Consider the following 13,043-nt stretch of genomic DNA (forward strand, 5'->3'; position numbering starts at 1 on the left):
ATCGTAACACAGGCCGGCGCACGGATAGCGGTACTTTTGCGCAAGCAAAGCCCTGCTTCAACTAAGCCCCTACTGCTGTGATTGCTCCTAAATCGCCCGTGTATAAGATTCTCGTGGTCGACGACGACCCGGATATCGTTGAGTTGCTGGAGTTCAACCTGAAGAAAGAAGGCTACCAGACTGCCTCGGCTTCCGATGGCCGCAAAGCCCTGGACGTGGCCGCCGAGTTCAACCCCGACATCATTCTGCTTGATGTCATGATGCCCAACCTCGACGGCATCGCCACCTGCCGCCTGCTGCGCGAGCAGCCCAAGTTCAAGGACACCTACATCCTGTTCCTCACGGCCCGCGCCGAAGAGTTTTCGGAAGTAGCCGCCTTTGAGGCCGGGGCCGACGATTTCATCGCCAAGCCCATCAAGCCCCGGGCCCTGCTGGGCCGCCTGGCCGCCGTGAAGCGCCGCGACCAGGACCCACACACCGCCATCGATGCCATCGACATCAACGGTCTGCGCATTGACCGCACCGGGTTTGCCGTGTACCAGGACGGCAAAAAAATCACCTTGCCCAAGAAGGAGTTTGAGCTGCTGGCTTTTCTGGCCGCCACGCCCCACAAGGTATTCAACCGCGAAGAGCTGCTGAAAAACATCTGGGGCAACGACGTGTTCGTGCTGGCCCGCACCGTGGACGTGCACGTGCGCAAGGTCCGCGAAAAGGTGGGCGACCACCACATCCAGACCATCAAAGGCGTAGGCTATAAATTCAACGCCGATTAATTTCAGTAAACTGCCTGCAGTAAATAATGAGCAATGGTCGCAATGACTGTTGCTCATTTTCTTTATATTCCAATTCCCCGTCACCGCACCGAACAACTGCTAACTGTTCACTGCTCACTGCTCACTGCTCACTGAAAAATGAATCTTTCCTCCCGCACCATTGCCATTCTCATTGCGCTGCTGGTGGCGGGCGTGCTCACGGCCTACGCCCGCATCGGCCCCACGCTGCCTTTTCGGGAGGCTTTCCTGGCAGCGGGCGTTACCGTAGCGGCGTGTTTTCTGCTGGTTTACCTGTCGTTTGAAGCGCTGATTTTCCGGGAAATCAACGGCATCTACGCGGGCCTGGAACACATCAAACGCAAGGAATTCAAGAAGCTCAGCAACAAATTCCTGTTCCGCCCCGAGCCGGTGAAGCGCGTGCGCGACGAAATCCTGCTCATGGCCGAGCGCCGCCAGCAGGAGTTGGATGAGCTGGTGCGCCTGCAAGCCCTGCGCCGCGAGTTCCTGGCCGACGTTTCGCACGAGCTGAAAACGCCACTTTTTGCCGCCCAGGGCTTCGTGCACACCATTCTGGACGACGAGGACGATGAAATTGACATTGCCACCCGCCGCAAGTTCCTGCGCAAAGCCGCCGCCAGTCTCGACACGCTGGACGCCCTGGTGCAGGACCTCGTTACCATTGCCCAGCTCGAAAAAGGAGTGGTGCGCATGCGCCGCCAGCGCTTCGATGTTATTGCCTTGGTGCGCGAAATATTTGAGCTGCTGGAGCAGCAGGCCGCCCGGCGTGGCACCCACCTGGTGCTGTTTCCGCCCACGTTGCCAGAAGCCGGCTTGCTGATAGTGGCCGACCGCAACCGCATTCGCCAGGTTCTCATCAATCTGATTGACAACGCCATCAAGTACGGCCGGGAGCAGGGCCGCGTGGTGGTTTCGCTGGTGGAAAGCGGCCGCTCGGTACGCATTGCCGTGCGCGACGATGGGGCCGGCATTGCGCCCGAGCACCAGGCCCGCATTTTCGAGCGGTTCTATCGCATTGACAAAAGCCGCTCGCGCGAATCGGGCGGCTCCGGGCTGGGGCTGGCCATCAGCAAGCACATCGTGGAAGCCCATAAGTCCAATATCCGGGTAAAAAGCACCGTGGGCGAGGGCACGACGCTGGAGTTCAAGCTAAGCAAGCCGAAGGGAACTACGGGTAATTAGAACGTCATGCTGAGCCCAGCCGCACTATCTTTCCCCATAACTAAACCTGACTGGTAGCGTGGTAGCGATGCTGCGGCTGGGCTCAGCATGACGGCGGCCGTACCTTTGCGGCTTCTTATGAAGCTTCCTAATTTTTCCGACCTCGTCATTTTCGAGAATGACGATTACCTTGTCGTCAATAAACCGCCGTTTCTGGCCACGCTTGATGAGCGGGTGGGCGGCGCGCCCAACATGCTGCGCCTGGCCCGCCAGCACCACGACGACATTCAGGCGGCCCACCGCCTCGACCGCGAAACCAGCGGGGCCCTGGCCTTCGCCAAGAACCCCGCCGCCTACCGCCACCTCGCCATGCAGTTCGAGAACCGCGAGGTGAAAAAGCAGTACCACGCCGCCGTGTGGGGCACCCCGCACTTCGACCATCAGCTGGTGGAGCGCAGCATCGAAACCACCACCCGCGGCAAGGCCCGCCTCGCCTACAAAGGCAAGCCCGCCGAAACCTACTTCACCACCCTCGAAACCTTCACCCGCCACGCCCTCATTCAGTGCGAGCCCATCACCGGCCGCATGCACCAGATTCGCCTGCATCTCATGTACTTGCAAGCGCCCATCATCGGCGATAAGGACTACGGCGGCGAGGATTTTTTCCTGTCTTCGCTCAAGAAAAAATTCAACCTCAAGGAAGGCGAGGAAGAGCAGCCGTTCATCAAACGCTTTGCTTTGCACGCGCTCAAGCTCGAGTTTTCCGGGTTGAATGGGGAAGAAATCAGCGTGGAAGCCCCTTACCCCAAAGATTTCCGGGTGCTGGTGGAAGCCCTGCGGCAGAATCAGTAGCCAATGAACCTGAACCTGCGCACCAAACTGCTGGTCCTTCTCATTTACTTGAGAATGGCGCTACCGGGCTGGTTGCTGTCCGTGTTTGGGGAATTGGTGTCAAAGTAAAAACTGTTCATTTGACTACAAGGCTGCTTTTCAGTGGGAAATAGCAAGCAGCTGTTTGCATTCTGCCGAAAAAACAGTACCTTTGTGTCCGTTTTTCCCGAAGCCGTACTGGCTTCGAACTCTTTTTCAATAGTTTAGCATACCTTTTTTTCGACTCATGGACCACCTGAGCTTCAAGACGACCCACGTCAGTAAGGCCAACGCCCAGAAGAGCTGGGTTATCGTAGACGCCAGCGTAGCCCCGTTGGGCCGCGTTTGCAGCCAGATTGCCAACATTCTGCGCGGTAAGCACAAGCCTTCGTTCACCCCCAACGCGGATTGCGGCGACAACGTCATCGTTATCAACGCCGACAACCTGCGGGTAACGGGCAAAAAAATGACCGAGAAGGTCTACATCACGCACTCGGGCTACCCCGGCGGCCAGAAGCGTCGCACCGTGCGCGAGCAAATGGACCGCGACTCGACCCGCGTGATTGAGCACGCCGTGAAAGGCATGCTGCAAGGCAACAAACTCGGCTCGGCTCAGTACCGCAACCTGTACGTGTACGCCGGCACCGAGCATCCGCACGAGGCGCAGCAGCCCGTGGCAATCGAACTCAAAAACCTGTAAGTCAACGACGGCTTACGCTTTTATTTTTTCACTAAATGGCAATTACCAACACCTCTGGTAGAAGAAAAACCTCGGTGGCCCGCATTTACATGCAGGCCGGGCAAGGGATTATCACTATCAACGACCGGGACATGAAGGCGTATTTCAGCAACGAGTTGCTGGAAAACGTTGTGAACCAACCCCTGGCAATTCTTGAGCAAGTCGGCCAGTACGACATCAAGGTGAATGTGAAAGGCGGCGGCATCTCGGCTCAGGCCGAGGCTATCCGTCTGGCAATCACCAAAGCACTGGTTAGCGACAACGAGGAAACCCGTCCGGCTTTGAAGAAGGAAGGCTTTCTGACCCGCGACCCGCGCATGGTGGAACGCAAGAAATTCGGCAAGCGCAAGGCTCGTCGCTCGTTCCAGTTCTCGAAACGCTAAAACCAGGAGGATTTTATCATGGCTCAGACGACTTATAAAGACCTGCTCGACGCAGGTGCCCATTTTGGTCACCTCACCCGCAAGTGGGACCCCAAAATGGCGCCGTACATCTTCATGGAGAAGAACGGCATCCACATCATCGACCTCAACAAAACGCTGGTTTCGCTTGATTACGCTGCCACTGCCATTCGCAACATTGCGAAGAGCGGCCGCAAAATCATGTTCGTAGCCACGAAGAAGCAGGCCCAGGAGATTGTGACCACCGAAGCCGAACGCTTGAAGATGCCCTTCGTCACCGACCGGTGGCTGGGCGGCATGCTCACCAACTTCGCCACGGTGCGCAAGAGCCTGAAGAAAATGGCCACCATCGACAAGATGGTGAAAGAGAACACGGCTTACGCCGCACTCGCCAAGCGTGAAAAGCTGATGATGTCGCGTGAGCGCGCCAAGCTGGACCGCGTGCTGGGTGGCATCGCCGACCTCGGCCGTCTGCCCGCTGCCCTGTTCATCGTGGACGTGAAGCGCGAGCACATCGCCGTGAAAGAAGCCCACAAACTGGGTATCCCGGTGTTTGCTATCTGCGACACGAACTCGAACCCCGAGCTGGTGCAGTTCCCGATTCCCGCCAACGACGATGCCTCGAAGTCGATTCAGCTCATCGTGGGCGTGATTGGCAAGGCCATCGAAGACGGCCTGTCGGAGCGCAAAGTTGACAAAGAAGACGCCGAGCGCAAGGAAGCCGATGAGGCTGCCATCGCCGAGAAAACGGCCGCTGACGAAGAATAGTCCCTTCTTAGCTCTTTGAAAAAAGGGAACCTTCGAGTAGCTAGGCTCCGGAGGTTCCCTTTTTCTTTTATCTGAATTCCAACCCAACAAAAACCTCTCTAATGGCCGCTATTACCGCCGCAGACGTAAATAAGCTCCGCACCATGACCGGTGCGGGGATGATGGATTGCAAAAAAGCCCTGGTGGAAGCCGATGGCGACTTCGAAGCCGCCCGCGACATTCTCCGCAAGCACGGCCAGAAAATCGCGGACAAGCGCGCCGACAACGCCACTTCGGAAGGCGTGGTGCTGGTGAACGTGAGCGAAGACGGCACCAAAGGCAAACTGGTGGCCTTGGCTTGCGAAACCGAATCGGTAGCCAAAGTGGCTAACTTCCGCGAGCTGGCCCAGCAAATTCTGGACACGGCCGTGCGCATCGACGCCGGCACGAAAGAAGACATCCTAGCCGCCAAAGCTTCGGATGGCCTGACCGTGCAGGAGCACGTAACCGACCTGATGGGCAAAATTGGGGAGAAGCTGGAAGTGACTTATGCTACGCTGACCGCGGAGAAAGTAGCTTCGTACATCCACTCCGACAGCAAGAAAGGTGTGCTCGTAGGCCTGAAGAACGTAGGCGGTGCCGACACAGCCGAAGTGGGCCGCGACGTAGCCATGCAAATCGTGGCCATGAAGCCCATTGCCGTCGACAAAGACGGGGTGGATGCCACCATTGCGGAGCGCGAAATTGAAGTGGGCAAAGAGCAGGCGCGAGCCGAAGGCAAGCCCGAAGCTATGCTGGAAAAAATTGCCCTCGGCAAACTCAACAAGTTCTACAAAGACAACACTCTGCTGAACCAGGAGTTCGTGAAAGACAACTCGAAGACCATCGCCCAGCTGCTCGACAGCAAGTCGAAAGGCCTAACGGTGTCGGACTTCAAGCGCGTGGCTATCGGCGCTTAATTGCCGTTTATAGCTAAATTGGAAGCCCCGCTGGCATTATGCCGGCGGGGCTTTTTTTACGGTATCTGCGGTTTGGGCTTGTTCATTTGCCTAGTCACCTCAGTCATCATGTTCAGGTAATCTTGTAGCGGTTCCATCCCAATAGCAGCACGGCGTTTGTCTACATTTTTGGGGTCGCGTAACGATACGGGAACGGCCGTAATGCTCATATCTTTTCCTTTGTATACTAATTGAGTCCCATATTCTTCAGCCTGTCCTGAATTAATTGCTACGCGGTCGATGAGGTAAGCGTATTTTACAGGGGAGGCATTTTTCTTTTTTACCTCAGGTAGCATCAGCTTAAGTATTTGGCGCTGAAAATCCAGATGGGCATCCGCATGCTGTACGAGCAAACAAAAGTTATCAGCGCTTTTTTCGCCCACTTGCTTAAAGCCGGGGTACCCGTATTGTTTGATTATCTTTTCTAGAATAGGCTGATGACGCGCGAAATTGGTCTTTTCTACATCCACTAAATTTCGTCCTGCGCTATCTGCCTTTTGATGAAACATTTGCTGCATTGGCCATTGGTCGACAAAAGCCAGGCTGTCGATGGTTTTGCTTAGGGCGGGATGTAACACGGGCTTGGGTTGCGCCGATGCGGACAATGCGTAGACGCTGAAGACCAGAACTGCGAGATTTTTTTTCATCGGGAAAGTTTTTGGTGTGCTTCCTCAATGGCGGGCGGAAGCAAACTTGTATCGGCAAGTTTACCGGTTTATTCGTTGCCAGGCCCGCACCCGTGCCTTGGCGTTCTCGCGGATGTTCATGTAGAACAGGCCATAATCGGCGATGTGGAAGGAGTGGCGCAACTCAGGGCGGCCGGGGAGCAGGAAGCGCGGGTAGCCGCCGGGCTTGGGCGGGGTTATCCAGAGCAGGCCCTGGTGGACTTTGGCATCGGTTACCTGCGGGTCGATGCGCTTGAAATCCTGACTGACGCCGCCGCGGTTGAGGGCGGCGGGGGCGAGCAGGGTGTCGAGCGTCCAGGTGAGGGGATTGGTGACGGCGAAGGGACGGAAGGGCGCGTAGTCGTTGCCGGTGGCAACGGTGTTGTAGGTAATGAAGCAGCCAGTGGCGAGGGAATCGGCGCAGGGACTGATGGTCTGGTACTCGTTGGGCTTCACCTTGAAGCCGATGAGGTAGGCGGCCACGAGCTGGCGGCGCAGTTTGCGGTCGTTGTCGAAAAACTCGTGGAGGAGGCGGGTGGCGTGGGCGGTGCCCTGGCTGTGGCCGGCGATGATGATGGGCCGGCCCTGGTTGTAGTGAGCGAGGTAGTATTGGAAGGCGGTGCGGACGTCGGCGTAGGCGAGGTCGAGGGCGGCCTGGCCGTTGGTAGTTTCTTCGTCGAAGAAGGAATAGAGGGTGGCCTGGCGGTAGCGCGGGGCGTAGATGCGGCCGGCGGCATTGAAGGCGCTGGCTTGATGGCGGATGGTGCTTTTGTCGGTGTAGCGGTTCAGCTTTTCCTTGCTGAGGTCGGCGTTCCAGGCTTTGCGCCAGTAGTAGGTAGTGGGGTGAATGAAGAAAACGTCGGCGGCGGCGGTGGCTTGCTCGTCGTGGAGGCCGGAGTTTTTGGGGACAAGGTCGGCAGAATCGAGCCGGGTGGGCAGGGCGGCCCAGAGGCTATCCTGGGCATAATCGGGGCCGGGCGCAGAACTATAGGCCACGAAATCGTGACGGGGCTTGAGGAGGTTGAGGCAGCTGGTGAGGGAAAGCAAGAGTGTTACTAACCAGACGGATAACCTCACCCCCCAACCCCCTCTCCAAAAGAGAGGGGGAGCCGGATGCACTTTTTCGGAGTTGCTCATGCTGCTTAAGCTTCTCTTGAAACTGAGGGCCACGATTTCAACTCGCGGGGGCTTCCGTCGGGGTTGTAGAGCAAGCTCAGCGGCTCGGCGGGGTTGGTTACTACGTCGGCGAGGGTGATATGCCAGCGCTGCCACATCTCGGCCAGGGCCTGGGTGTAGGCGCTGTTTTCCCAGGGGTTGAAGATGGCGCCGGTGACGTCATCGATAAGGGCATCGAATACTAATTTGGTATCGCCGGGGCGCGGGTGGCGCGGGTAAAGGTCGGGCACGACGTGCAGCAGATGAGCGGCGTAGTACACACGGGCCTTAAACTCGGCAATCTGGACGGGGTGCAGGGGGCGCTGGGCATCGGCGTACACCTTGCGCATGGCCTGGCCCACAAGGCCGATGTCGACCAGACAGGCAACCAGCACGGATTTGTCGAGCTTAATGCTGAAAACGAGCGTGTTCAGGTCGTCGTCGTATTCGAAAGGCGTAACATCCTCGGTGGGGTCGGCTTCGAGGACGAACACGGAGCCGGGCACGAAATCGGCGTACTCGGTGGGCACGCGCAGGCCTTGCAGCAGCTGGAAAAATGCCTGGAAGCGGCGGACCAAAGCCGCGTTCTCAGCCAGCGGATACTTGGGTTTTATCAGCGGCTCGAACTCGTTCAGCAGCTCGGTGATAAAGATGCCGTAGAACATTTTGCCCATCCAGAGGAACAGCGTGTCGTCGCCGAGGGCGCGGAGGGCAGCGGGGCCTTGCAAGGCCGCGGCCTCTACCCTACTCTCCAACTCCTGAATACGCTGGCGGGCAGCGGGGCTGGCGGGCAGGCGAAGGTCGCGGATGAGGACGGTGCGCTGGTCGAGCAGGTGAATGGGGCGGTCGGCGATGCCGTAGCGGGCTTGCAGCCAGTCGGCGAACACGGGCACGGTATCGTCGGGGCCCACGGGCTGGCCGCTGAGGAAGCAGGTATCGGGGCCGAACCGCATGCCGTCGAACGGGTCGTAGGGAATGAGGTCGGCGGGGGTGAGCTGGGGCATAAAAAAGCAGTAGCGCGAGCGTTGTTGTTCGCGTCGCCACGCGCTGGCCGGGATTGGCCCTGGCAGCGCGGGGACGCGAACTACAAAGTTCGCGCTACAATGGTTACGGAAGATGCGGAGCCGAAGCGGTGGGGATTACCGCGACAGCGTATTGCCCGCTTTGATGAGCAATTTGCTCAGGTTCACGAGCGGGGCGCTGTAGTCGCCGCCGGCTTCTTCGGCTACTTTGGCGGTTTCGGCCCCGAGGCTGGCGAGAATTTCAGCGATGTCGTGGGCGGGCGTTTTGGCATCGGCGAGCAAGGTGCTGAGTTGGCCGAGCTCCTGCTTGATTTTGGCCAGGCCCGGACGTTCCGACGCGGCGAGAACGGCCGTCCACCGCTCAATTTCGGTAATGCCCTGGGGGCCGGAATTGGTGGGCGTGCTGGCGGTGAGAAAGGTGAGCGTATCGTCGAGAAGGGCGGTATTTTGCTGGTCGCTCACGGCCATGGGCACTTCGGGAGTGGCGGGCGTTTGCGGAGTATTAGCAGTGGAATCCATGGGAATGCGAAAAAAAGAAAGATGCAAAATGGCTATACTCACGCCGGCCCCAAAAAGTTAGTCCGGCTATTTTCAGACCGGAAGATACGGCCGCGCCATCAGCGGGCGGGTTACCTTTTTGGCCTTAGTTGATTAAGGGCACATCTCACCTAACTTAATTGAACCCATGAAAATCTCCGTTAAAGCCTTGTTTGTTGCCGCCGCCGTAGCCCTGACCGCCACCGCCTGCGAGCAAACCAAAACCACCACCGAAACCTCGACCACGCCCGAAGGCACCACCGCCACCGTGACCACGGACAGCAGCGCTACCACTGCCGCCGAGGCTGGTGCCGCCGCCGGTGCCGCCGTTGACAACGCCTCGGCCAACATGAAAGAGGGCGCTAAGGACGCTGGTGCCAAAATGGACGCCAAGATGGAAGAAGCCGGCGCCAAAATGGACGCCGCCGGGGCTAAAATGGACGCCAAAATGGATGCCGCCGGGGCTAAGATGGATGCTAAAATGAACGCCGCCGGGGCCAAAATGGACGCCATGGGTGCTGCCGCTGCCAAGTCGGCCGCGCAAACCAAAGAGAACATGAAAGAAGCCGCCAAGAAGTAATTCAGCCGGTTTCATTGCTAAAAAGGCCCGTGTGCAGCTGCACACGGGCCTTTTTTGAGTTTATTCGGTGGTGGTGTAGGCGTGGGCCAGCTCCAGCAGCACGTCGTAGTACGGGCGGCCCAGCACGCGGGCACGCAGCCAAGCGTAGAAGCTCACCACCTGCAAATCTTCGCGCTCCTGGGTGAGGAAGGCGGGGACGTGGGCCACGCGGGCCATAAACTCAGGCTGGCGGGCCGCGGCCGGGTCCTCAATCACCTCGCCCACCAGGGCCAGGAACACGAGCACCGCGTAGTACGGGCCGCCCACGGGCACAGCCTCGATGGCGTCGGCGGCGTTGGCGGGCACGGCGGGAAACTGCTCGCGCAGCACGCGCTCGGTGGCGCGGAGGCGGCTGAGGGCCAGCTCGGTATTGCCCAGCTCGGCCTGGATGAGGGTTTCGCCGATGTTGCGGTTCAGCATCCACTCCAGGCCCAGGTGCTGTTCCAGCCAGTGGTCGGTGCGGGCGAGGCCGAGCAGGGCCTGGTTGGCTTTGGCAATTTTGCCTTCGGCGAAGTAGTGAAACGTGAGCTGGAAACGGGCCGTGAGGTCGTCGGCGAGGGCGAGGGGTTTGGGGCCGTGCAGCGCTTTTTCGAGCAGGCAAATGCTTTCGGCGTTGCGGCGCAGGAAGGCGTAGTTGGCCGCCAGCAAAAACGTGAAGCGCGGCTCGAACTCGCCGAATTGGCGGGCCGGGCCGGCATTCATAATGGCGTGGCCTTTTTCCAGATACGCCACCGACTCGGCAAAGCGGCGCGAGCGGTAGAGCGCATGGGCCAGCATGTAGAGCAGCCGCAGCTGGTGCCCGCGCTGGGCCGGCGCGAAGCCGTGGCGGCGCTCCATCAGCTTGTAGCACCGCTCGATAAAGGCCGCGAAGGTGGTGAAATCGCGGCGTATCAGCATGGCGCTGCGGGCAATGGACATGAGCCGGCTCAGGAGCGAGGGCGAGCGGGCGAAGGCTTCCTGCAGGTCGTACTCGGTCAGAATATTTTGCAGAATGGCATCGACGGGCACGGCGGCCCGGCCGCGCACGCGGGTTTCGCGCAGGCGCTGGCGCAGCAGGCTGTCGGCAATGTTGGCGCGCTCCTCTTCGCCGGCGGCCTTCTTGTTGAGGCGGTAGCGGGCAATTATTTCGTCGAGGGGCACGGCGTGGGGCGAGTCGGCGTGCTGAATCTGGAGGTTGTACACGGCATTCAGCGGCTCGTACTGCTCGTTTTCGCGGGCCAGCTTTTCGGCTTTGCGCAGCGTGTTCCAGGCCAGGCGCGGAATGCCGGCCTCGAACAGGTACTGGGCTAGGGTAAGCTGGCCGCGCACTGTGGCCGCGGCCGTGGTGTCGAGCTGGCGCTGGCGCAGCAGCAAGTAGTCGGTGAGATGGCGCATGAGGCGCTTGCGCAGCGCGTAGTAAGCCACGGGGTTGGCCTCGTCGGGGTAGAGCCTGGCGACGAGCTGCTCCGGCTTCAGCTCTTTGGCCTGCACCAGCAACTCGTAGAGGTGCGAGTCGAGGCGGCCGGTGGCCTTGCGGCGCTGCCGCTGGATGAACCGGCCGAAGTCGCGCCGGTCGTCGGGGCTGAGGGTAAGCAGGGTCGTGCGAAGGTCGTCCATAACGGGGCGGAGCGGCGAGGCCTATTGAATATCAATTTTAATATCCTTTATTTTCTGTATTCAATTCTGAAAATCAGGCAATTGGCAGCAATAAACCTTGTTGACAAAGGTCGAATAATCTGCAAAGTACAGTTGAAAAACGGTTCCGGCCCGCATCATCTTTGGTCAGAAATTCACCCTTAGCCCCCTGACCCATGTTTGCACGCCTACTCTTATTATTGCCCCTGCTGGCGCTGCTGGCCGGCCCGGCCCGCGCCCAGGATTTACTCACCAAGCGCAACGGCGAGGAAGTGGCCGTGAAGGTGGTTGAAATCACGCCCGCCGAGGTGCGCTACCGCCGCACCGACAATCCCGATGGGCCGCTCATCAGCGTGTGGAAGACGGAGGTGTTTATGATTCGCTACGCCAACGGCACCAAGGAAATGCTCAATGCCGCGCCGGCCGCCCCCGGCGCCCCAATGCCGGCCACGGCCGGGCAAACCGTCTTTCCGCGCGAGGTTCCCACGGTCAACAACCAGTCGCCCGACGACGCGATTCTGGAAGAACCCATTCACCTCGACGGCCCTCGCATCGGCTTTACCGTGCTCACGAGTGGCGTGCTGGACAAAGCCCACGAGCACCTGCCCAGCCTCAACCCCTTTCTTACGCAGTTTGGCTGGCAGTTTGAAACGCGCCTGTTCCGGATGCCCAATGGGCTGAGCGGGCTGGCCGAATTTGTGCCGCTGGTGGGCGGCCTGGAGCAGGGCCAGTTTATCCCGAGCATCAGCGGGCTGATTGGAATTCGCGGGGCCAAAGGGTTTGAATTCGGCCTCGGGCCCAACGTGACCCCGCTGGGAGCCGACATCGTGCTGGCCGTGGGCACCTCGTTCCGCTCCAACGGCATCAACTTCCCGGTGAATCTGGCCGTCGTGCCCGGCAACGGCGGCGCCCGCGTCAGCCTGCTGCTGGGCTTCAACGCCCGCCATCGCTAGGCCATGCTGCTGATTTTATTCTGCCCCGTGATGCAAAGAATACGACTACTGCTCCTGGTGCTGCTGGCAGCCGGGGCCAGCCCGGCCCGGGCGCAAACACCGGCCACTGATGTCATTCTGCGCACCGACGGCACGGAAGTATCTGGCCGCGTGCTCACCATCACGCCCCTGGAGCTACGCTACCTGCCCCCGACCGGGGCCGACACCCTGCCCCTGGCCGTTGCCGACGTGTTCCTGGTGCGCTACGCCAATGGCACCCGCGAGGTGCTGCACCCGGCCCCGGCCAACGCCCCCACTGCCCCCGGCCCGCTGCCGGGCCTGAGCGAAACTGGACGCCGCACCCTGGCGCAGCGGGATGCCACCCACGGATACACCGACCATGCCGCGTTCTGGGGCTCGTTGGGAGCTACGCTGTATGGCGGGCCCGTGTTTGGACTGGTGGCACCGGCCGTGATAGCCCCGCATCGGGTGGCAGAGCGCAACCTGGGAGCCCCGCACCCCGCGCTGCTGGCCGACGCATTTTATGGCGAGGCTTACCGCCAGGAAGCCCAGCGCCGCAAGCGCGGCCGGGCGTGGGCCGGCTACGGCGTGGGCACGGCCGCATGGGTGGTGCTGTTTGCATCACTTCTGGCCAACGCTCACTAGCCGCCACCTGAATGACGGGCAGCAGCGAGCCGGTGTGCAAAATTCTGGCATTCCCGCCGGAGCGTAAACGATACCAAAAGCGAGTGCGTACAAGGCCCATAATTTCAAACCTTCCCGCCCACATTT

The 13,043-nt window shown here is 59.9% G+C and carries 15 protein-coding genes; 10 read left to right on the plus strand and 5 right to left on the minus strand.

Features of this window, described 5'->3' with window-relative positions:
- Positions 1-80: 80 nt before the first annotated feature.
- The 7 genes from J4G38_RS07935 to tsf all read left to right on the plus strand — a co-directional run bounded on the left by J4G38_RS07935 (position 81) and on the right by tsf (position 5,668).
- Positions 81-773 carry a response regulator transcription factor gene (locus tag J4G38_RS07935; RefSeq protein ID WP_210514073.1) on the plus strand — a complete coding sequence of 231 codons (693 nt, stop codon included), beginning with the start codon at positions 81-83 and terminating at the stop codon, positions 771-773.
- 138 nt (positions 774-911) lie between these two features.
- Positions 912-1,973 (plus strand): sensor histidine kinase, encoded by a 1,062-nt coding sequence (locus J4G38_RS07940; protein ID WP_210513711.1) that lies wholly within the window; start codon positions 912-914, stop codon positions 1,971-1,973.
- A 117-nt stretch (positions 1,974-2,090) separates the two neighbouring features.
- Entirely contained in the window at positions 2,091-2,804 is a 714-nt protein-coding gene (locus tag J4G38_RS07945; RefSeq protein ID WP_210513710.1) for an RluA family pseudouridine synthase, read from the plus strand.
- Positions 2,805-3,069: 265 nt separating this feature from the next.
- The gene (gene rplM / locus J4G38_RS07950) at positions 3,070-3,522 is read left to right on the plus strand and encodes a 50S ribosomal protein L13 (RefSeq protein WP_210513709.1); all 453 of its coding nucleotides are present in this window, start codon (positions 3,070-3,072) and stop codon (positions 3,520-3,522) included.
- A 35-nt stretch (positions 3,523-3,557) separates the two neighbouring features.
- Entirely contained in the window at positions 3,558-3,944 is a 387-nt protein-coding gene (gene rpsI, locus J4G38_RS07955) for a 30S ribosomal protein S9 (RefSeq protein WP_210513708.1), read from the plus strand.
- Between the two features lie 18 nt (positions 3,945-3,962).
- Positions 3,963-4,730, plus strand: coding sequence for a 30S ribosomal protein S2 (rpsB, locus tag J4G38_RS07960; protein WP_210513707.1), 768 nt, complete (start codon positions 3,963-3,965; stop codon positions 4,728-4,730).
- Positions 4,731-4,831: 101 nt separating this feature from the next.
- On the plus strand, positions 4,832-5,668 hold the full coding sequence (gene tsf, locus J4G38_RS07965; protein ID WP_210513706.1) for a translation elongation factor Ts: 837 nt from the start codon (positions 4,832-4,834) through the stop codon (positions 5,666-5,668).
- 56 nt (positions 5,669-5,724) lie between these two features.
- On the opposite strand, the gene J4G38_RS07970 is transcribed toward tsf, so the two are convergent.
- The 4 genes from J4G38_RS07970 to J4G38_RS07985 form a co-directional block, all read right to left on the minus strand.
- Positions 5,725-6,354 carry a DUF6624 domain-containing protein gene (locus J4G38_RS07970; RefSeq protein ID WP_210513705.1) on the minus strand — a complete coding sequence of 210 codons (630 nt, stop codon included), beginning with the start codon at positions 6,352-6,354 and terminating at the stop codon, positions 5,725-5,727.
- Between the two features lie 60 nt (positions 6,355-6,414).
- A complete protein-coding gene (locus tag J4G38_RS07975; RefSeq protein ID WP_210513704.1) occupies positions 6,415-7,419 on the minus strand; it encodes a DUF3089 domain-containing protein in 1,005 nt (334 codons plus the stop codon).
- Positions 7,420-7,514: 95 nt separating this feature from the next.
- Positions 7,515-8,531: a hypothetical protein gene (locus J4G38_RS07980; RefSeq protein ID WP_210513703.1), complete on the minus strand. Its 1,017-nt coding sequence runs from the start codon at positions 8,529-8,531 to the stop codon at positions 7,515-7,517.
- Positions 8,532-8,666: 135 nt separating this feature from the next.
- Positions 8,667-9,068 carry a hypothetical protein gene (locus J4G38_RS07985; protein ID WP_210513702.1) on the minus strand — a complete coding sequence of 134 codons (402 nt, stop codon included), beginning with the start codon at positions 9,066-9,068 and terminating at the stop codon, positions 8,667-8,669.
- A 166-nt stretch (positions 9,069-9,234) separates the two neighbouring features.
- Here J4G38_RS07985 and J4G38_RS07990 point away from each other — a divergent pair, with 166 nt between their 5' ends.
- Positions 9,235-9,666: a hypothetical protein gene (locus J4G38_RS07990; protein ID WP_210513701.1), complete on the plus strand. Its 432-nt coding sequence runs from the start codon at positions 9,235-9,237 to the stop codon at positions 9,664-9,666.
- Positions 9,667-9,726: 60 nt separating this feature from the next.
- Here J4G38_RS07990 and J4G38_RS07995 read toward each other — a convergent pair whose 3' ends face one another.
- The gene (locus J4G38_RS07995; RefSeq protein ID WP_210513700.1) at positions 9,727-11,301 is read right to left on the minus strand and encodes a hypothetical protein; all 1,575 of its coding nucleotides are present in this window, start codon (positions 11,299-11,301) and stop codon (positions 9,727-9,729) included.
- A 194-nt stretch (positions 11,302-11,495) separates the two neighbouring features.
- On the opposite strand from J4G38_RS07995, the gene J4G38_RS08000 reads away from it, so the two are divergent.
- Both J4G38_RS08000 and J4G38_RS08005 read left to right on the plus strand, forming a co-directional pair.
- Positions 11,496-12,272, plus strand: a complete 777-nt coding sequence (locus tag J4G38_RS08000) for a hypothetical protein (protein ID WP_210513699.1) — start codon at positions 11,496-11,498, stop codon at positions 12,270-12,272.
- A 30-nt stretch (positions 12,273-12,302) separates the two neighbouring features.
- The gene (locus J4G38_RS08005; protein ID WP_210513698.1) at positions 12,303-12,917 is read left to right on the plus strand and encodes a hypothetical protein; all 615 of its coding nucleotides are present in this window, start codon (positions 12,303-12,305) and stop codon (positions 12,915-12,917) included.
- Positions 12,918-13,043: the final 126 nt, after the last annotated feature.

This window comes from Hymenobacter terricola (assembly GCF_017921975.2).
In the GTDB taxonomy this organism is placed as follows: Bacteria; Bacteroidota; Bacteroidia; order Cytophagales; family Hymenobacteraceae; genus Hymenobacter; species Hymenobacter terricola.